The sequence below is a fragment of the Pseudomonas sp. GW821-FHT01E05 genome, assembly GCF_059422425.1.
Genome location: NZ_JBWKWW010000004.1, coordinates 444,637 through 462,326, shown reverse-complemented (window position 1 = coordinate 462,326; position 17,690 = coordinate 444,637). Strand labels below are relative to the sequence as shown.

The window sequence follows — 17,690 nt, the reverse complement described above, 5'->3', positions numbered from 1 at the left end:
GACGTTCATCGAGCTAGAATGCTCACGTATGAAAATGCTTTGGAGCAATCCCCTTTGTTGATATTTCTACGCATGGCTGATGGTGAGTCGATATCGGTTCAACTAATAGAGCGCGATGTCGACAGACGTGGTCGGCGTAAATGGACGTCTAGGTATCCCCGTATTAGCATTTTTCGATCTTCTGAAGGTCATATTGGTGTAGACATACCTGAAAATATCGATTCATCATCTGAGGAAATCATTGAGCAGTTTCTAGCGCACATGGCAGACGCTGAAATTCAGCAAAGTGGGGGTGTCGAATATACAGACGATGCGGTGAGAAGCACCGACGAATTTGATTATCCTTATGACCCTGAAAGTATTCGTATTGATACTAAGCCATTCAACATAAGTCTGGTTTACGAAATGATCGAAGATGGTGATATCAATTTATCACCTGACTTTCAACGAAAATTTGTATGGACTGATGCTGGTGCGCGTTCCAGGCTGATCGAATCGATCATGTTAAGGATTCCATTACCCGTTTTCTATATGGCTCAGGATCGCAATGGGACGCTTCAGGTTGTTGACGGTCTTCAGCGACTGACCGTCATTCGCCAGTTTTTAAACAATGATTTGCGTTTGAAGGATCTTGAGTACTTGAAGGGAGAGGAGGGTAAATATTTTCGGCATAAAGACCCTGATCTGTGTATCGATCAGCGGTACCGGAAGCGTATTTTGCAGACTCAGATAATGGTAAACATTATAGATCCTCAAACCCCTATGGATGTTAAGTTTGATATATTCAAGCGTATTAACCAAGGGGGGCGGCCGCTGAACGCACAGGAAATCAGAAACTGCATGTCCTCGCCCTCAACACGAAACCTTATTCAGTCGCTGTCTGGCTCTGAAGAGTTTTTAGTTGCTACCGGACATAGTATCGGCGTTGTGCGGATGCAAGATCAAGAGCTTGTCCTTCGCTTTCTCGCGTTTCGATTGTCATATCATTTTGAAGAGTTGCCAGAGTACTCGGGCAACATGGACCGCTTTCTCGATCATGCAATCGACGTGTTGAATGATGCGCCGCACGACTTACTTAATTCGCTACACAATAGCTTTATTAGGGCGATGGAAAACGCAGCTCATCTGTTTGGCGATCATGCATTTAGGAAGTGTTTGCCAGAACATTTGGAGCCCGGTGCCCGGCGGCGCTTAATTAACAGTTCATTATTTACGACATGGTCACTGGTTCTGGCAGATTATCATTATATGGACATCCACGGAGTTCCATATGGCGATTTTTCACACTACCTGGCTGCTGAGCTTGAGGGTGATGCATATCTTTATGATTGTGTCACATCCGGCACTAATGATCGCAAGCGAATTTTTTACGCGCTTTCTAAGTTTCAGAGCATCTGCAGGGACCACATATGATTGGTAGTTTAATAGTTAAAAACTTCAAATGCTTCAAAGATGTGGAAATCCCATTTAAGGCAATTACAGTCGTCTGCGGTGGAAATGGTGTTGGTAAGTCCAGTTTGATTCAGTCTCTGCTTCTGTTAAGGCAGGCAGCTGATCAATTGCGTAAGCTCGAGGATGTTGGCGCTCTCGCAGCAGAAAAGGATGTTGAATTCCCAATAAGGCTTAATGGACCCTATCGACTGGCTCTTGGAAACAGCCTGCGATTGACCAATGACGAATTGGAATCTGATGAGATTGAGATTGAGGTTCGGCCTGAAGCGAGTGGTGTGCCACCGGTGTCGGCAAAATTTATTGCGGATACGGTTAATGCAAAAGTTACAGTACAAGCACATTATCGTGGCGGCCGCTCGAGTGAGATTTTCAACAAGACAGGGCAGCTACCGGTGTTTTCTGATCAGTTCCATTACCTTGTTGCAGAGCGTAATGGCCCTCGTGATCTTAGTGAGGTCTCGGATGAGCATTATGTAACCACTGGTTTGGCAGGAGAGCATACGGCTGATGCCATCTCTCGTGCCGAAACACAGAATTTAACGGTTGACGAAAAATTATGCCTCATTAGCGGATCGAACCTTTTCAAAGTACAGCTAGAAGCTTGGATGCGGTTACTGGTTCCAAATATCCAGTTGTTCTCTCATCCCTACCCAGAAATAAATCGTGTGCGGTTGAGCATCGAGAAGGCAGGTACGCCTGTAGCACCTCTTTCACCCACCAGCACAGGCTTTGGCATAAGCTATGTGCTGCCCATTATAGTAAGTGGACTATTGTGCCCTCCGGGTGCGATGCTGATCGTCGAAAATCCGGAAGCGCATTTGCATCCAGCTGCACAATCGGCGGTTGCTCAGTTCTTAGCTGCGGTCGCGAGCACGGGAGTACAAGTTGTTATCGAGACACATTCGGAAAATGTAATCAATGGTGTTCGCCTTGCAGCTATAAACGATATGGTTGACTTCAACGAAGTAGGGTTGATATTTTTTTCTGCCACAGACGGTGACACGCAACCAAAAATTGAGTCTATTTCAGTAGATGCATTAGCAGAGTTGAGTGCTTGGCCGCGTGGTTTTTTTGATCAGCAAGGAAGTGATCTGGCGGCACTCATGAAGGCTCGCAAAGCAAAGCGCACAGCAATGGAAGAAAAACAATGACTCGTTTGCTGCATCACCGAAATGATCGCTATAACGGGAACGGGGCAATTGAGGAACACCACCTAGAGGACTGTGCTGAACGCTTGGTTAGTCTGCACAAAGTAATTGTGGATTCTGGAGAGGTTGTAAGGAAAGAAGACTCACTATATGAAGTAGAAGTACTTCCTGGTGTAAGCCTCTGTGACGTAATTTATGGTGATGCAGCAAAGAGCTTATCCCACGACTGTCTAGCCGGCTTCAGGCTCATGATCGATCAATCACCGATCATGAATAAACAGCACCTTGATAACGCCTCAATAGTAGGAACACTCGGGCTTTTGCCCAGTGAAGATGACAACGCACTGGCCTCCAATGGCGACTGGGTCCGTTTTGTTCGTCTGGACCTAAGCCTTAATATTAAGCCTGTGAAAGATTTTTATGCTGATTTTTTAGTGGCATTCCCAAGATTGAAGTTTAGCATTGACTTTCCTGACTGTATGAATAGTTTTGATGGAGGGCATGCCCCTTATTCCGCTACTATTACGCGCAGCCTCGCCAGCTTGAATGATGACTGGGTCGAGGAGGAAAACGGTGACTTACCTGCAATGTTGAGGGCGTTTTCATCCAAAAGTAATTGCCCTACAAGTTTGGAGGGTAATGGAGAGCGAAAGAAAGCACTTACGTTTTCATTCTCTTTAGATCGGGATCGTTCCGAGTCTGTTCTGTGCGAACCCCACATGAAACTCGAAAGAGCAGATGTTCAGGGTCAGTATCATTATCATCGCATCTATTTCTGTCCGCGTTCCCATGACAGATTTTACAATAAAATCCTGGTTGGCCACGTCGGCAAACATCTTTAATTCAGCTATGGGATGATGCAAAAAAACGCAGATTTATTTGTTTTCCAGCTCTAAACGTCTGCTTTCCGCCCGTCTATTCCGGTGCTGACTGGCAGCTGTGGGTCGGTTGCAGTCCTTCAGTGCTTGGCTGACGCACTCGCGCTGAGTGGCACCCGCTGACACCCATCAACTGCAAACGGCTGGTCAGCGCGAATGCAGATGACTGGTCAGTGGCAATGCAATTAGGTGGTCAAGTGAGATGTAATTACGTAGAGCCCATGCGAGTGGGAATGCGGAGCCTTCCCGCTCGCGTGGGCTTGGCCGAGAAAGCCCCAAGAGAGAGGCTTGCAACGGCGACAGTCGCCACTTCTGTCGCCATGCTGCAAACCAGGTATTACGCGGGTTGTCGCCGGTGTCGCCGCTGTCGCCAAATCAACCATCACTCCATCTGGGGAGTCATTCTCGGTTACTGGCGGCGTCCGGTGAGCGCTCACCGTATCGGCACGACGTTGTGGTCCCTGGTTTGATTGATCGCAGATGCCGACAGGTTGCCAGTGGCCGCTTTCTGGATGTGCTCACTCCACCAAGCCATCATCGGACGCCGGCGCTCGATGTAGTCAGCTCGGTTGTAAGCGCTTCGGACTTCGTCCTTGTCAACATGCGCCAGCGCGACTTCGATTAGCTCCGGATCCCACCCATGCTCGTTCAGGATGGTGCTGGCCATGGAGCGCATGCCGTGGCTGACCAAGCGGTCCTGGAACCCCATGCGTTTCAACGCCATGTTGGCGGTCTGGCTATTGGCGTGGGTGCGCGGGTTTCTATCTGCCGGGAACACGTACTCCCTGTGGCCGCTGTGGGGCTTGAGCGTCTCCAGTAATGCGAGTGCCTGTTCGGTCAGCGGGATGGTGTGCGGACGACGCTTTTTCATGCGCTCCGGCGGGATGGTCCAGATGCGTTTGTCGAAGTCGATGTCTGCCCATCGGGTGGTAGCCGCTTCAGCAGGACGGGTCATGGTGTGCAGTTGCCATTCGATCAGGCAGCGGGTGATCCGCTTGATGCTGGCGTTCGCGATTTCCACCATGAGCTCGGAAAGCTCATCGGGTCGTAGCGCGGCCATGTTCTCTTTCTTGGGCTTCTTGAATACTGCCCGAATGCCACTGAGAGGGTTAGCGAAAATCAGCCCGGAGTTCACCCCGTAAGTCATGATCTCGTTGAGCCGTTGGCTCAACCGCTTCACTGTCTCGAGACTGCCTTTGGCCTCGATTGGGCGAAGCAGTTCGATGACTATCGGTGCGGTAATTTTCGAGAGCGGCGTTGCTTTCAGGTCTGGAAATACATGCAGCGTGAGCGATCGCCAAATGTCTTCGGCGTACGCCGGCGTGACAGAGTCCTTCTTCGGTGGCCACGCTCTCGAACGTATGTTCCGTCTCCGCTCGTTTGGCGGCGTCCTGTGCATTGCGTTGCACCTTGGGATCAATGCCTTGTGCAAGCAGCTCGCGCGCTTCCACCACTTTTTTCCTGGCGTTCGCTAGTGAGAGCTCTGGGTACGTGCCCAGCCCCATATTGATACGGTTTTTGGTTACCGGCTCGCGGTAGTTGAAGTTCCACAGCATCGAGCCATTGCTCCTGACGCGGAGCTGAAGGCCCTCACCATCGCTGAGGACGTAATCTTTATCTTTTGCCTTGACCGTCTTGAGCTGGCGGTCGGATAGGCGATGGGCTTGAGCAGGCATGAGAGCTACCTCTGACACCGTTTTGGTATTCCAAAAATTACCACCAGGGAGCCTGGAATACCATTTGGAATACCAAAACGAGCGGAACTCAAAATTCTTCTACGGAAGGCAATGGCGCTGAAACCCTTGATTTTGCCGGATTTCAGGCACAAAAAAAGACGTCCGTGGACGTCTTTAGATGATGAAGTGGTGGAGCCGGGGGGATTTGAACCCCCGTCCGCCAGTACTCCGCTGTCGGTACTACATGCGTAGCCGTGTCTATTAAGTTAACCCTCAGCGACCCGACGGGCAGGGTGCTTTGGGCGAGTTGTGTAAGTTTTAGCCGCTTCGTCCACAACGTACTGCACGGCGATTCTGTTCTATATGACAATCACTTTGGGTTTACAGACATCCCCTGATGATTGCTGGCACCGAAGTGACCAGGAGGGAAGGGCTAAGGCTGCTTACGCAGCGAGAGCGTATTCCCCGTAGGTTTCGTCATTGGCAACTATAAGTAGTTGCAACAGTGGATTTACGAGTTCTGTTACCAACTCGGCATGCACCTAGAGTTTCGCAACCGGCGTCGAATCCTAAACGGCCCCGAACCTGCTGTGCATAACCAGCAGGTAGGTGCAGTGTACGCCAATGCGCGCGGCGAGTCGACCTTCTGTCTGCGCCTGTGCGTCAGGGCCTGCTCTGGATTGGCTCTGGCCCGGCCCTATTGGCCATTCGTGTGACTTTGAATGTCCTGGAGCGCCTGCTGCGCCAGGGAAACACACTCTTTGTCATTGTTTGCGTTGTGGGCGGCCTTGGCCTGTTCGGTTTTGGTGACGACGACGCCTTTGGTGGCAGCGTCCAGCGTGGTAGCGCTGGCCAGCTTGTTATTGACTGCTTGAAGGTTCATCACGCATTGATCGCTATCGTTTGAAGCGAATGCGGGCGAGGCCAGCATTGTTGCGGTGATGAGCAGTCCAGCCAGGGCAGAACGCTTCATGGGTATCTCCTGGAACAGATGGTCTTTGAGCCACACTCGTTGAGGCTTAACACATGGACTGTGGCGGCGTGTAAGGGTTCTGTTTTGCTTGCGATGAGGTGAAGATTTTTCCGGGGAGCGGGTACGAAAAAGGGGCAAAAATGCCCCTTTTTCAGTGCCTCGCTTTCAGACCGCTCTGGCCTGGGTGACCCGGTCCACGAGGTAGACCAGCCCATGATAATCGATCCCGCCATGCAGGCTCAGGCCAATTTCACAGGTGCGGCTGGTGGAGATGCCTTCGCTGCAATACTGCACCGCATCCTTCAATGTGCGTAGTGAATGAGCATTCAACTCTGGCGTGGTAAAGCCCTTGTCGCCGGCAAAACCACAGCAGTGTATGCCTTCGGGAATGACCACGTTGTTGCTGCAACGGCGGGCCAGATCGATCAGCGCCTGGCTTTCCCCAAGGTGTTGAGTACTGCACGTGACATGCACCGCAATGGGTTCTTCCTGAGGCGTGAAGTCGAGCCTGTCCATCAAGTGCATGCGGATAAAACGCACCGGGTCGTAGAGGTCCAGCCGCACATCACCGAGGTCTTGCACCAGGCGCAAGGTGCAGGGGCTGGTGTCGCAGTAGATCGGATCGAGCCCGCCGCGACTGGCGTGCAGCAGAGCGCCGATCAGTTCCTGACGCTTGTGTTCGGCTTGTTCGGTGTAGCCTTTGGAGGCGAACGGCTGACCGCAGCAAAGGTTGTCCTGATTGTCCGGGAACACTACTTGGTAACCGGCCTTTTCCAGCAGGCTGCGGGTCTTGTCGTAGAGCGATATCTGCTCTTTATCGCCCGCCGCTGGCCCCATGATTCGCGACACGCAGGCGGCCAGGTACACAACACGCGGACGTTGATCCGTCACTGGCGGACTGAAGCGAATCGCCCGTTCCGGTTGCGGCATGGCGTTGGTCCATTGCGGGACTTTGCCTTTGGACAGTTTGCTCAGCGCAGCAGACATCTTCGCCAGCTGCGGCGCACCCAGCAACCTGCGTGCGCCGTTGGCGGCGTGCAGAGTGAAGCGTGCACCTTGCAGCGCAGTCTTGAAGTTCGTCGCCAGCCATTCGGCGGTTTTGGTGTGGTTAGCGCTGCGGCCGCGCAGCTTCTTCACCAGTTCGCCGGTGTTGATTCCCACCGGGCAACGTTGCGCGCACAGACCGGTGGCGGCACAGGTGTCGATGCCCTGATATTGGTAGGCTTCCTCCAGCTCCGAGGTATCAATGCCAGCGCGTTTTTTCGCCTGGATATCGCGCCAGATCACGATGCGCTGGCGCGGGCTCAGGGTCAGGCCTTTCGAGGGGCAGACCGGTTCGCAGAAACCGCACTCGATGCACTTATCCACAATCTCGTCGGCGGCGGGTAGCGGCTTGAGGTGCTTGAGGTGGATTTGTGGATCTTCGCTGAGCACCACGTCCGGGTTGAGAATCCCGTGCGGATCGAGCAAGCGTTTGAGCTGCCACATCAGTTGGTAGGCGTCGCTGCCCCATTCCAGTTCAACGAACGGTGCCATGTTGCGCCCGGTGCCGTGCTCGGCTTTCAACGAACCGCCGAACTCCACCGCCACCAGTTGCGCGACGTCGTCCATGAAGGCCTGGTAGCGCGCGACTTCTTCGGCGCTGTTGAAGCCCTGGGTGAAGACGAAGTGCAGATTGCCCTCCAGCGCGTGGCCGAACAGGATCGCTTCGTCATAGTGATGCTTGTCGAGCAGCTCGATCAAACGGTTCACGCCGATGGCCAGTTGTTCCACCGGGAAGGTCACGTCTTCGATGATCACCGTGGTGCCGGTTTTGCGCACCGCGCCGACCGCAGGGAAGGTGTCTTTGCGGATCGCCCAGAGTTTGGCGTTTTCCACAGGGTCTTCGGTGAAGTCGACCTGCTTTTCCACCGGGAATGAGGCCAGCGAGGCCATGATCTGCGCCAGTTGCTCCTGCAGCAGCGTTGAGGTGGCGGCGCGGGATTCGATCAGCAAGGCGCAGGCGTTGGCGGACAATAGCTGAACGAATGCCGGCATTCCGGGTTTGTCCTGCACCGAGCGCAGGCTGCGGCGGTCGAGCAGTTCGACGGCCGAGACCGGTTGGCTTTTGAGTACGGTGACGGCGTTGCAGCAGGTCTCGACATCGGGGAACACGATCAGTGCCGAGGCTTTGTTCGGATGGTCGATGACCGTGTCGTAGGTCACCGCGCTGATGAACCCGAGCGTGCCTTCGGAGCCCACCAGCAAGTGGCTGAGAATATCCAGCGGCTCATCGAAATCCACCAGGGCGTTGAGTGACAGGCCGGTGGTGTTTTTCAGGCGATATTTGTGGCGGATCTTCGCGGCCAGTTCGGTGTTGGCGCGGGTCTCGCGGCTGAGGGTCGCCAGCCGTTCCAGCAGCTCGGCATGACTGTCACGGAAGGCCGCAACGCTGTGGGCGTCTTCGGTATCGAGACAGCTGCCATCGGCCAGCACCAGACGAATGCCGGCCAGGGTGTGGTAGGTGTTTTGCGCGGTGCCGCAGCACATGCCGCTGGCGTTGTTGGCGACGATGCCGCCAATCTTGCAGGCGTTGATCGAGGCCGGGTCCGGGCCGATCTTGCGTCCGAACGGCGCCAGCCAGGCATTCGCTTGCGCGCCGATGACGCCCGGTTGCAGACGGATCTGCGTGCCCTGGCCGCGAATCTCTTTGCCGCCCCAGGTGTCTGCGAGGACGATCAGCACCGAGTCGCTGATGGCCTGGCCAGACAGGCTGGTGCCCGCCGCGCGGAAGGTCACCGGTACCTGGTCGCGCTGGGCCAGTTTCAGCAGGGCGACCACCTCGTCTTCAGACTCGACGCGGATCACCAGTTTGGGAATCAGTCGATAGAAGCTGGCGTCGGTGCCGAACGCGAGTGTCGAGAGCGGATCATCGAAACGCCGATCTTGAGGAATCAGGAGCTGTGCATCACGCACAAAAGCGGCTGGCAGACTCATTGGTCCTCCAGGATCAGTACTACCAGGTCTTTCGGGCCATGGGCGCCGTAAGCCAGTACTTGTTCGATGTCGGCGGTCTTCGACGGGCCGGACACCAGCAGAGCGTTGGTCGGCATGCCTTGGGCCCATTCGAATTGCTGCTGCACCTGATAGAAGTTGTCATGGATTTCGCTGGCCTTGAGCAGGGCGAAATGCACCGGTGGCACCAGGCTCATCAAGCGGGGTTCTTCGCGGGTCGGCCAGATGATCAGGCTGCCGGTGGCGGCGATGGCACCGAGGGTGGTGGTGAGGCTGGCCGGAGTGTCATTGAACAGCTCGGCCTTCCATTCTTCCACGGGACGGTCATAGGCTTTGAGCGTCGAGGGCTGCGGAATGCTCGCCCAATGCTCGGTCACACGCTTGCCGTGTGGCGTCGTCGGCGCGATCAACAGGCTTGGTAGTTGGCGATCACGCAAAAGTTGCGCGAGCAGCTCGGGCCACGCTTGTTCGGACGTCAGGTGGATTTCGGTGTGCACCGCTTCCATCTGTTTGCGCAGTTGGGCGATGCGTTGTTCTGGCGGATAAGTCCACGGCTCGGTCACCAGCGCTTCGTCGAAGTTGTCGGCCAGCGGCGTGGTGCCGGTCAGGCTTTTGCGCAGTTTGTTGAGGATGTTCTGTTTGGCGCTCATCAACGATCTCCCTGTTTGGCCAGGTGCTCGCGGGCCATGTCGTGCAGTGAACGGGCGGCAGGCTTGGGTGCGCTGTGGTTTTGCGTCCAGGGGCCGACATTGCTCGGCGTGAGGGCGCGCAGGCGGGTGGCGAAGAAGCCAAACAGTCGGTACAGCGTCGGCGAACTGTTGAGCCGCGCCCAGGTGTTCCAGATGAAGCGCTCTTTGCGCGAGTACTTGCTGCCTTGGCCGCGCATCACCTGATTTGGGCTGTCGGGGGCTTTGACGTTTTCTTCGCGCAGGCGGCGCAGCAATGCCGGGATTGGAATCTTCACCGGGCAGACTTCACCGCAGGCACCACACAGCGATGAGGCACTCGGATGATCGGGGACTTTCGCCAGGCCGACCATGTGCGGGGTGATGATTTTGCCGATCGGGCCGGGGTAGACCTCGCCGTAGGCATGGCCGCCGATGCGGGTGTAAACCGGACAATGGTTCATGCAGGCGCCGCAGCGGATGCAGTTCAGGGTCTGGCGCAATTCGCTGTCGGCAAAGGCCTGACTGCGGCCGTTGTCCAGCAACACCAAATGCACTTCTTGCGGACCGTCGAGCTCATGGGCTTTGCGCGGGCCGGAGATCATGTTGACGTAAGTAGTAATCGGCTGGCCGAGGGCCGAGCGGGTCAGCAGCGAGAGCAGGGGAACCACGTCGCGCAGGTTCTCGACGACTTTCTCGATCCCGGTGACGGCGATGTGCACGGGCGGAACGGTGGTCGACATGCGACCGTTGCCTTCGTTCTCGACCAGCAGCAGGGTGCCGGTTTCGGCCACGGCGAAGTTGACGCCGGAGACACCGATGTCCGCTTCGAAGAATTTCTGCCGCAAGACCTTACGACCGATCTGAATAAGTTGGTCAACGTCCTTGGTGTACTCCACGCCAAGTTTGTCGTGGAACAAGGACGCGACCTGACCGGCATTCTTGTGGATCGCCGGCATAATGATGTGTGAAGGCTTCTCGTGGTCGAGCTGGACGATAAATTCGCCCATGTCCGACTCCAGGCATTCAATGCCTTGAGCCGCGAGGACATGGTTCATTTCCATCTCTTCGCTGACCATCGATTTGCCCTTGATCACTTGCCGCGCCTCGTGAGCCCGGATGATCGAGAGGACGAGGTCATTGGCCTCGTCCACCGTTTCCGCCCAGTGCACTGTCACACCGTTGCGGGTCAGGTTCTGTTCAAGCTGCTCGAGCAGGTCGGGCAACCTGGATAACGCACGAGCGCGGACGGCATTGCCCAGCGCTCGTAAATGTTCTCTTTCGTGGGCGTCGCTGAACGACGCCGCACGTTTGCTCATCAGTGAATCCATCGCATTGCGAAAATTGTTTCGCAGTTGCGTGTCCCCCAACGCCTGGCGAGCCCGGGCGCGGAAATCTTCCTGCGTTTCTACGTGCTCCTGGTGAACAGGAATCAGCCTTGGCGTGCTCATCTCGCACCTCCGGTACGCTGCCAGAGGAAGCTGGCCAGATGCTGCCCGCGTAACGCTTCGTTCTGTTTTTCCAGCGAGCCGTTGATGTTCATCAAACAACCGCAGTCGGCACTCAGCACCTGGTGCGCGCCGGATTCCTTCAATGCACGGGTCTTGTCGGCGACCATCGCACCGGAGATGTCCGGCATTCGGACGCTGAAAGTCCCGCCAAAGCCACAGCATTCGCTTTCGTGGCTGTGTTCTACCCGTTCCACGTTGCTCAATTGCGCCAACAGCTCCCGGCCGTGCAGATGGGTGTTCATCTCACGACGCGCCGAGCACGAGGTGTGCAGCGCCACCTTGACCGGTTGGCCGCTGTCCTTGAGCTGCACCTTGCAGACGAACAACAGGAACTCGGCCAATTCGTAAGTCCGCGCCGCCAGGGCCTGAACCTGTTTCAAGGTGTCCGGCTCTTCCTTGAACAAGTCAGCGTAGTGTTCACGCAACATTCCTGCGCAGGAGCCCGAAGGCACCACCACGGGATAGTCCCCGGCGAACAGCGCCAATTGCGCGCGCGCGACCTGCCGTGCCTGCTCGGTGTAACCCGAGGTGTAGGCCGGCTGCCCGCAGCAGCTTTGCCCTTGCGGATATTCGACACGAATGCCTTCGCGCTCGAGCAGGTGAATCGCGTCCATCCCGGCTTCGGGATAAAACAGGTCAACCACGCACGTTCCGAACAGATAAACCTTTTGCGGTTTCTCGCTCGGGTATTGGCGCGGTTCTGGCAGCGGCGGGGCGAGGCGGGTCGCGTTTGGCACTGCGTTGTAAAAAAGCTCGCTCATCAGGCGCGTCTCCGGGTGGTCCCGGTTATCTGTCTGGCGCAGCTGCTGAAATGTAGAGTGTGGAGCTTTCAGCAGCCTTGCAGACCGGGTTGTGAATAGCTGACGCCCAGGGCGTCGGTTTTTACCGTAATGCGTGTGGCTCTTAATGCACCAGCATGCCGGTGAACCAGTAAGCCTGAGCCAGAGTGATCAGGCCGACGATAGTGGCAAAGAATAGGCTGTGCTTGAGCGTGAAGCGGAACAAGTCGGATTCCTTGCCCACCAGACCGGTCGCGGCGCAGGCCACGGCGATCGATTGCGGCGAAATCATCTTGCCGGTTACGCCGCCGCTGGTGTTCGCCGCGACCAGCAGGGTGTCGTTGACTCCGATCTGGTGCGCGGTGGTCGCTTGCAGCGAGCTGAACAGGGCGTTGGACGAGGTGTCCGAACCGGTCAGGAACACGCCCAGCCAGCCGAGGAACGGCGAGAAGAACGGGAATGCCGCACCGGTCGCGGCCAACACCAGGGCCATGGTCGACGACATGCCGGAGTAGTTGGTGACGAAGGCGAAGGCCAGCACCATGCCAATCGACAGAATCGGCCAGCGCAGCTCGTAGAAGGTTTCCTTGAAAGTGGTCAGACCAGTTTTAAGGTTGATCTTCAGGATCAGCATCGAGATCAGCGCGGAGAAGAAAATCGCCGTACCGGTCGCGGAAATCGGGTCGAGTTTGAACACCGCTGGAATCGCGGTCGGGGCGGCTACGATCGGGGCAGTCTTGATCACCAGTTGATCAAGGTGCGGGATCGCAAAGTTGAACACCCAGCTGTACATCGAACCGCCGGCGGCGAACATCGCCTTGAAGGGCTTGAGGGTCCAGATGGTCACCAGCGCGGTGAGGATCAGGAACGGCGACCAGGCCTTGAAAATCTCGCCAAGGCTGTAGGGCGAAGGCTGGGTCGTACGCGGTTGGCCGAAACCTCCGGCGCTTCTCACGGTTGCGGCACCGACGCTGGCGGTCGCTTCGGCGAACGAACGCTTGGGCTGCCAGACCTTGAGGAACAGGGTCAGAGAGACCAGGCTGACCAGTGCCGAGGTGATGTCCGGTAGCTCCGGGCCGATGAAGTTCGAGGTGAAGAACTGGGTCACGGCAAAGCTCAAACCCGCCACCAATGCTGCCGGCCAGGTTTCCTTGACGCCGCGCAGACCGTCCATCATGAACACCAGCCAGAACGGCACGAACACCGACAACAGTGGCAGTTGGCGACCGGCCATGGCGCCGATCTTGACGGCATCGATACCGGTTACTTGCCCGGCCACGATGATCGGAATCCCCAGTGCGCCGAAGGCGACTGGCGCAGTGTTGGCGATCAGACACAGGCCGGCGGCATACAGCGGGTTGAAGCCCAGGCCTACTAACAACGCCGCGGTAATGGCGACCGGTGCACCAAAACCGGCGGCACCTTCCAGGAACGCGCCGAAGCAGAAGCCGATCAGCAGCACTTGCAGGCGTTGGTCGTCGGTAATCGACAGCACCGAGCTGCGGATCACTTCGAACTGTCCACTTTTGACCGTCAGCTTGTAGAGGAAAACCGCGGCGACGATGATCCAGGCGATAGGCCAGAGGCCGTAGGCAAATCCATAGCCCGCCGCTGCGAACGCCATGTCTACCGGCATCTGGAAAGCAAAGATCGCCACCAGGATAGCCAGAGCCAGGGTAATGCTCCCGGCGACGTGTCCTTTGAGGCGGAACACGGCCAAGGCCAGGAAGAAAAATACGATGGGGATAACTGCCGCGAGAGCAGACAAGCCGAGACTGCCGAGCGGGCTGTAGAGCTGTTGCCAGGTTTGCATATGGGGTGGCCCCTAGTTGTTGTTGGTCAGGCACTGGTCAGCGTTCTTGGATAATTGGTAATACCAATTTACAATCGCTGTGGGCTAGGTTAAAAGCCTTATGAGTGGCGTGTCAATTTGTCGCCCTGAAACTTTTGTCGTAGGGGCTGCGCAAGTGCCTGCTGAGCAGCTCGATCAAGCGCTGTCTGGTAGGTGCTGGCACGGCGCCAATAGGCCAGAATAGAGAGCCCGGCGAGTTGTCGGGATGGTGGGGAGTGAGTTATGGGGTTTGATCAGATTCGTCAGCGCCGTTTGTCTGACGATATTGTCGAGCAGCTCGAGGGGATGATCCTTGAGGGCACGCTGAAGTCGGGTGAGCGGCTTCCGGCCGAGCGGGCGCTGGCCGAGCAATTTGGTGTGTCCCGTCCTTCATTGCGCGAGGCGATCCAGAAGCTGACAGCCAAAGGGCTGCTGGTCAGCCGTCAGGGCGGTGGCAATTATGTGGTGGAATCGCTGGGTTCGACCTTCAGCGATCCGCTGTTGCATCTGTTGGAAAGCAATCCCGAAGCGCAACGCGATCTGCTGGAGTTCCGGCACACCCTCGAAGGGTCATGTGCTTACTACGCGGCATTGCGGGCGACCGAAGTCGATCGCGAACGATTGGCTGCGGCGTTCGACGAATTGCAGGACTGCTATTCGCGCTCTGATGAAGTGAGCCGGGCGGAAGAGGGCGCAGCTGACGCGAAATTCCACCTGGCGATTGCCGAGGCCAGTCATAACGCGGTGTTGCTGCACACCATTCGCGGTCTGTTCGATTTGCTCAAGCGCAATGTGGTGACCAACATCGGCGGCATGTACAAACAGCGCACCGAAACCCGCGACATGCTGATCAGTCAGCACCGGGAATTGTATCTGGCGATTATCGAAGGGCGAGCGGAGCAGGCGCGGGAAGTCTCCAGCCGACACATTTTGTATGTGCAAGAAGTGCTGGAAGAAGTGCGTCAGGAAGTGCAGCGCATGGCGCGGGCGGAGCGGCGTAAGGGGATGTAGGTTCGGCTCATGATCGTTCCCACGCTCCCGCGTGGGAATGCATCCCGTAACGCTGCGCGTCACAAAGCGGAAGCAGGGCGTCCATGGCGGCATTCCCACGCAGAACGTGGGAACGATCAGGTAAGGAGATTAATCTTCCTTACCCTTGGATCGCACCGCACGCTGCAATTCACGATCGGAATCGCGTTCGCGCTCGGTGTGACGCTTGTCGTATTCCTTCTTGCCCTTGCCCAGAGCGATCTCGCACTTGATCAAGTGCTTGCTCCAGTAAAGCGAGAGGCAGACGCAGGCGTAACCCTTTTGCTGCACGGCGGCAAACAGCTTTTCCAGCTCGCGCTGGTTGAGCAGCAGTTTGCGACTGCGAGTAGGATCGGCGATGACATGCGTACTGGCGGTGGTCAGGGGAGAGATATGGCTACCGAGCAGCCAGGCCTCGCCATCCTTGAGCAGCACATAACTGTCGACCAGTTGTGCCTTGCCCGCACGCAAACTCTTTACTTCCCAGCCGGCCAGGACCATGCCAGCCTCGAACCGATGTTCGATGAAGTAATCGTGACGCGCCTTTTTGTTTTGCGCGATGGTCCCTGTTGGGTGTTTCTTCTGTTTAGCCATAGGGGCGGCATTATAGGGAGTTGCACGCGTGTCGGCTACGGTGAAGCTGCGTGCTTGAGCACGTTGAGTGAATCCCGGACAATGCGCCCTCTTTTTTGATCGGTTGGGCGTGTTAACGATGTCGACAGGCAAGGTTTCTGTCCACGGCGGATGGGCTAGTCGCTGGGACTCTATACTCGTTGCGACCGGCATCCGTCGCGGTTGGGTGACTTTCTGGCTGGCATTTATCTGCTGGTTCGTTGGTTTGGGGACGGTGTTCTCCTTCAATATCTGGCAACAAACAGCTGTGGAAGTGACGCTGACATGACGACACATATTCAACGTTCGGCCCTGCTGCCGTATCCGGCGCAAGCGCTCTATGACCTGGTCAATGATGTGGCGCGTTATCCGGAGTTTTTGCCTTGGTGCTCTTCTGCCGAGGTTCTGGAGGCCAGTGACGAGCATATGCGCGCCAGCCTTGCCGTCGCAAAGGGCGGGCTTAGCCAGCATTTCGTAACCAGCAACACCTTGGTCCCGGGGCATTCGATTGAAATGAATCTGGAAGAAGGCCCGTTCAATCAGTTACACGGTGTCTGGGTGTTCAAGCCGTTGGGTGAAAAGGCCTGCAAGATCAGTCTTGATCTGGCCTTTGACTATGCCGGCCCGATTGTCCGGGCAACCTTGGGGCCGCTGTTCAACCAGGCCGCTAATACCCTGGTCGATGCTTTCTGCCAGCGCGCCAAGCAACTGCATGGTTGAGTCATTGATTGAGGTCGAGGTGGTGTATGCCGCTGTAGATCGTCAGGTGTTACTCAAGGTCGCTGTGCCGGCGGGTTCTACTGTGCGGGCGGCTCTGTTGCGTTCCGGGATCGGTGCGCAGTTTCCCGAGCTGGATCTGAAGAATTGTCCGCTGGGGATTTTCGGCAAGGTGGTCGCCGATCCGGACAGTCGTGCGGTGCAGGCGGGGGATCGAATAGAAATTTATCGTCCGCTTCTGGCCGATCCCAAAGAGGTCCGCCGATTGCGTGCAGCCAAGGCCGCGCAAGCAAAAGCACGGGACCAATAGCTTTTATTTTACGACAGACAACAAAAAACCCGGCATGCCGGGCTTTGTTGTCTGTCGCAAATTATTGCGGCGAGGTTCCCAGTGGTTCTGGAGTCGGGACTGGAGTGGTTTCCACTTTGTCCACGTCCTTCTGGATCTGGTCCAGCAGGGAGCCCGGCTTGACCGGTTTCTCTGGTTTCTCTGGTTTCGGCTTCTCGACGTTTTCCGCTGGAGCCGCCACCGTAGTGCCGCTGTTCTTGCCGAGAATGGCTTCGTCACGGCTTACGCCAGGCCTGAAATCACCTGAAAGGCTGACGAGCTGGTCGTTGGAATTGAAGATTACGCTGATACGTTCCTGTTGGCGTTCACCGCCGCCTGGCTGCAGGCTATACAGATAATCCCAGCGATCGGCGTGGAACGTGTCGGTCAGCAGAGGGTTGCCCATAATAAACCGTACTTGCCGGCGGGTCATTCCCGGGCGTAACTGGTCTATCATGTCCTGTGTGACGACATTGCCCTGCTGGATGTCGATTTTGTAAACCCCGGGGAATGAACAACCGGCGAGTGCGAGCAGTCCCACGAAGGTGAAACTGGTTAGCAGGAGCTTGGTGTTTTGCATCGGTGGGCGACTTCCACTATCTTGGCTGGGACAACGTAAACCCCGATCATACCCGCATTAAGAGAAGCTGCGAAGCAGCATCCGCGAGAAAGCTGACCATGGTTGAAAATAGCGAACTACGTAAAGCCGGCCTTAAAGTGACCCTTCCACGGGTCAAAATTCTACAAATGCTCGATTCTGCCGAGCAGCGACACATGAGTGCCGAAGATGTTTACAAGGCGCTGATGGAAGCTGGCGAGGATGTCGGTTTGGCCACGGTTTACCGTGTTCTGACTCAGTTCGAAGCAGCTGGACTGGTGGTCCGTCATAATTTCGACGGCGGTCACGCGGTATTCGAGCTCGATGACGGCAAACATCACGACCATATGGTCAACGTTGAGACCAGCGAAGTGATCGAGTTCTTCGACGAAGAAATCGAAAAGCTTCAGAAGGCGATCGTTGAGAAGCATGGCTTCGAGATGGTGGATCACAATCTGGTGTTGTACGTACGCAAGAAAAAGTAAGCATGTCGCGTGGG

15 protein-coding genes, 1 other RNA gene and 1 pseudogene are annotated in these 17,690 nt (G+C 56.3%); 7 read left to right on the top strand and 10 right to left on the bottom strand.

Features of this window, described 5'->3' with window-relative positions; all coding sequences use genetic code 11:
- Nucleotides 1–18 precede the first annotated feature (18 nt).
- Genes AC07W5_RS11405 through AC07W5_RS11395 form a run of 3 tightly spaced genes read left to right on the top strand, consistent with a single transcriptional unit; the run spans nucleotide 19 to nucleotide 3,442 of the window.
- On the top strand, nucleotides 19–1,413 hold the full coding sequence (locus tag AC07W5_RS11405) for a GmrSD restriction endonuclease domain-containing protein (RefSeq protein WP_495023371.1): 1,395 nt from the start codon (nucleotides 19–21) through the stop codon (nucleotides 1,411–1,413).
- On the top strand, nucleotides 1,410–2,603 hold the full coding sequence (locus tag AC07W5_RS11400) for an AAA family ATPase (RefSeq protein ID WP_495023370.1): 1,194 nt from the start codon (nucleotides 1,410–1,412) through the stop codon (nucleotides 2,601–2,603). The genes AC07W5_RS11405 and AC07W5_RS11400 overlap by 4 nt, the downstream gene beginning before the upstream one ends.
- The gene (locus tag AC07W5_RS11395) at nucleotides 2,600–3,442 is read left to right on the top strand and encodes a hypothetical protein (RefSeq protein ID WP_495023369.1); all 843 of its coding nucleotides are present in this window, start codon (nucleotides 2,600–2,602) and stop codon (nucleotides 3,440–3,442) included. The genes AC07W5_RS11400 and AC07W5_RS11395 overlap by 4 nt, the downstream gene beginning before the upstream one ends.
- 469 nt (nucleotides 3,443–3,911) lie before the next feature.
- Here the strand turns inward: AC07W5_RS11395 and AC07W5_RS11390 are convergent.
- The 8 genes and pseudogenes from AC07W5_RS11390 to AC07W5_RS11355 all read right to left on the bottom strand — a co-directional run bounded on the left by AC07W5_RS11390 (nucleotide 3,912) and on the right by AC07W5_RS11355 (nucleotide 13,889).
- Nucleotides 3,912–5,154 (bottom strand): annotated as a pseudogene (locus tag AC07W5_RS11390) (integrase domain-containing protein).
- A gap of 187 nt (nucleotides 5,155–5,341) precedes the next feature.
- Nucleotides 5,342–5,735: a transfer-messenger RNA gene (ssrA, locus tag AC07W5_RS11385) on the bottom strand.
- Between the two features lie 116 nt (nucleotides 5,736–5,851).
- Nucleotides 5,852–6,127, bottom strand: a complete 276-nt coding sequence (locus AC07W5_RS11380; RefSeq protein ID WP_495023368.1) for a PA2433 domain-containing protein — start codon at nucleotides 6,125–6,127, stop codon at nucleotides 5,852–5,854.
- A 165-nt stretch (nucleotides 6,128–6,292) separates the two neighbouring features.
- Nucleotides 6,293–9,103: an FAD-binding and (Fe-S)-binding domain-containing protein gene (locus AC07W5_RS11375; RefSeq protein WP_495023367.1), complete on the bottom strand. Its 2,811-nt coding sequence runs from the start codon at nucleotides 9,101–9,103 to the stop codon at nucleotides 6,293–6,295.
- Nucleotides 9,100–9,771 carry a LutC/YkgG family protein gene (locus tag AC07W5_RS11370; protein ID WP_495023366.1) on the bottom strand — a complete coding sequence of 224 codons (672 nt, stop codon included), beginning with the start codon at nucleotides 9,769–9,771 and terminating at the stop codon, nucleotides 9,100–9,102. Before AC07W5_RS11370 ends, AC07W5_RS11375 begins: the two co-directional genes overlap by 4 nt.
- Complete coding sequence (locus tag AC07W5_RS11365; RefSeq protein ID WP_494995365.1) at nucleotides 9,771–11,237, bottom strand: LutB/LldF family L-lactate oxidation iron-sulfur protein; 1,467 nt, start codon at nucleotides 11,235–11,237, stop codon at nucleotides 9,771–9,773. The genes AC07W5_RS11370 and AC07W5_RS11365 overlap by 1 nt, the downstream gene beginning before the upstream one ends.
- Nucleotides 11,234–12,058: a (Fe-S)-binding protein gene (locus tag AC07W5_RS11360; RefSeq protein ID WP_495023365.1), complete on the bottom strand. Its 825-nt coding sequence runs from the start codon at nucleotides 12,056–12,058 to the stop codon at nucleotides 11,234–11,236. The genes AC07W5_RS11365 and AC07W5_RS11360 overlap by 4 nt, the downstream gene beginning before the upstream one ends.
- 142 nt (nucleotides 12,059–12,200) lie before the next feature.
- Nucleotides 12,201–13,889, bottom strand: a complete 1,689-nt coding sequence (locus tag AC07W5_RS11355) for a lactate permease LctP family transporter (RefSeq protein ID WP_494995363.1) — start codon at nucleotides 13,887–13,889, stop codon at nucleotides 12,201–12,203.
- A 261-nt stretch (nucleotides 13,890–14,150) separates the two neighbouring features.
- Between AC07W5_RS11355 and AC07W5_RS11350 the strand changes: the two genes are divergently transcribed.
- Nucleotides 14,151–14,918, top strand: coding sequence for an FCD domain-containing protein (locus tag AC07W5_RS11350; RefSeq protein ID WP_494995362.1), 768 nt, complete (start codon nucleotides 14,151–14,153; stop codon nucleotides 14,916–14,918).
- A 129-nt stretch (nucleotides 14,919–15,047) separates the two neighbouring features.
- Here the strand turns inward: AC07W5_RS11350 and smpB are convergent, their stop codons facing one another.
- The gene (smpB, locus tag AC07W5_RS11345; RefSeq protein ID WP_494995361.1) at nucleotides 15,048–15,530 is read right to left on the bottom strand and encodes an SsrA-binding protein SmpB; all 483 of its coding nucleotides are present in this window, start codon (nucleotides 15,528–15,530) and stop codon (nucleotides 15,048–15,050) included.
- 303 nt (nucleotides 15,531–15,833) lie between these two features.
- On the opposite strand from smpB, the gene AC07W5_RS11340 reads away from it, so the two are divergent.
- Nucleotides 15,834–16,268 carry a type II toxin-antitoxin system RatA family toxin gene (locus AC07W5_RS11340; protein ID WP_419118805.1) on the top strand — a complete coding sequence of 145 codons (435 nt, stop codon included), beginning with the start codon at nucleotides 15,834–15,836 and terminating at the stop codon, nucleotides 16,266–16,268.
- Nucleotides 16,261–16,575, top strand: a complete 315-nt coding sequence (locus tag AC07W5_RS11335) for an RnfH family protein (protein ID WP_495023364.1) — start codon at nucleotides 16,261–16,263, stop codon at nucleotides 16,573–16,575. Before AC07W5_RS11340 ends, AC07W5_RS11335 begins: the two co-directional genes overlap by 8 nt.
- A gap of 61 nt (nucleotides 16,576–16,636) precedes the next feature.
- Here the strand turns inward: AC07W5_RS11335 and AC07W5_RS11330 are convergent, their stop codons facing one another.
- Nucleotides 16,637–17,173: an outer membrane protein assembly factor BamE gene (locus AC07W5_RS11330; protein WP_495023363.1), complete on the bottom strand. Its 537-nt coding sequence runs from the start codon at nucleotides 17,171–17,173 to the stop codon at nucleotides 16,637–16,639.
- 98 nt (nucleotides 17,174–17,271) lie between these two features.
- On the opposite strand from AC07W5_RS11330, the gene fur reads away from it, so the two are divergent.
- The gene (fur, locus tag AC07W5_RS11325; RefSeq protein WP_150641005.1) at nucleotides 17,272–17,676 is read left to right on the top strand and encodes a ferric iron uptake transcriptional regulator; all 405 of its coding nucleotides are present in this window, start codon (nucleotides 17,272–17,274) and stop codon (nucleotides 17,674–17,676) included.
- Nucleotides 17,677–17,690: the final 14 nt, after the last annotated feature.

Excerpts from the sequence above, each read along its gene's own strand:
- fur (WP_150641005.1), top strand. The coding sequence starts at position 17,272 with ATGGTTGAAAATAGCGAACTACGTAAAGCCGGCCTTAAAGTGACCCTT.
- AC07W5_RS11380 (WP_495023368.1), bottom strand. The coding sequence starts at position 6,127 with ATGAAGCGTTCTGCCCTGGCTGGACTGCTCATCACCGCAACAATGCTG.
- AC07W5_RS11350 (WP_494995362.1), top strand. The coding sequence starts at position 14,151 with ATGGGGTTTGATCAGATTCGTCAGCGCCGTTTGTCTGACGATATTGTC.
- AC07W5_RS11375 (WP_495023367.1), bottom strand. The coding sequence starts at position 9,103 with ATGAGTCTGCCAGCCGCTTTTGTGCGTGATGCACAGCTCCTGATTCCT.
- AC07W5_RS11355 (WP_494995363.1), bottom strand. The coding sequence starts at position 13,889 with ATGCAAACCTGGCAACAGCTCTACAGCCCGCTCGGCAGTCTCGGCTTG.
- AC07W5_RS11400 (WP_495023370.1), top strand. The coding sequence starts at position 1,410 with ATGATTGGTAGTTTAATAGTTAAAAACTTCAAATGCTTCAAAGATGTG.
- AC07W5_RS11370 (WP_495023366.1), bottom strand. The coding sequence starts at position 9,771 with ATGAGCGCCAAACAGAACATCCTCAACAAACTGCGCAAAAGCCTGACC.
- AC07W5_RS11360 (WP_495023365.1), bottom strand. The coding sequence starts at position 12,058 with ATGAGCGAGCTTTTTTACAACGCAGTGCCAAACGCGACCCGCCTCGCC.
- smpB (WP_494995361.1), bottom strand. The coding sequence starts at position 15,530 with ATGGCTAAACAGAAGAAACACCCAACAGGGACCATCGCGCAAAACAAA.
- AC07W5_RS11395 (WP_495023369.1), top strand. The coding sequence starts at position 2,600 with ATGACTCGTTTGCTGCATCACCGAAATGATCGCTATAACGGGAACGGG.
- AC07W5_RS11365 (WP_494995365.1), bottom strand. The coding sequence starts at position 11,237 with ATGAGCACGCCAAGGCTGATTCCTGTTCACCAGGAGCACGTAGAAACG.
- AC07W5_RS11330 (WP_495023363.1), bottom strand. The coding sequence starts at position 17,173 with ATGCAAAACACCAAGCTCCTGCTAACCAGTTTCACCTTCGTGGGACTG.
- AC07W5_RS11340 (WP_419118805.1), top strand. The coding sequence starts at position 15,834 with ATGACGACACATATTCAACGTTCGGCCCTGCTGCCGTATCCGGCGCAA.
- AC07W5_RS11335 (WP_495023364.1), top strand. The coding sequence starts at position 16,261 with ATGGTTGAGTCATTGATTGAGGTCGAGGTGGTGTATGCCGCTGTAGAT.
- AC07W5_RS11405 (WP_495023371.1), top strand. The coding sequence starts at position 19 with ATGCTCACGTATGAAAATGCTTTGGAGCAATCCCCTTTGTTGATATTT.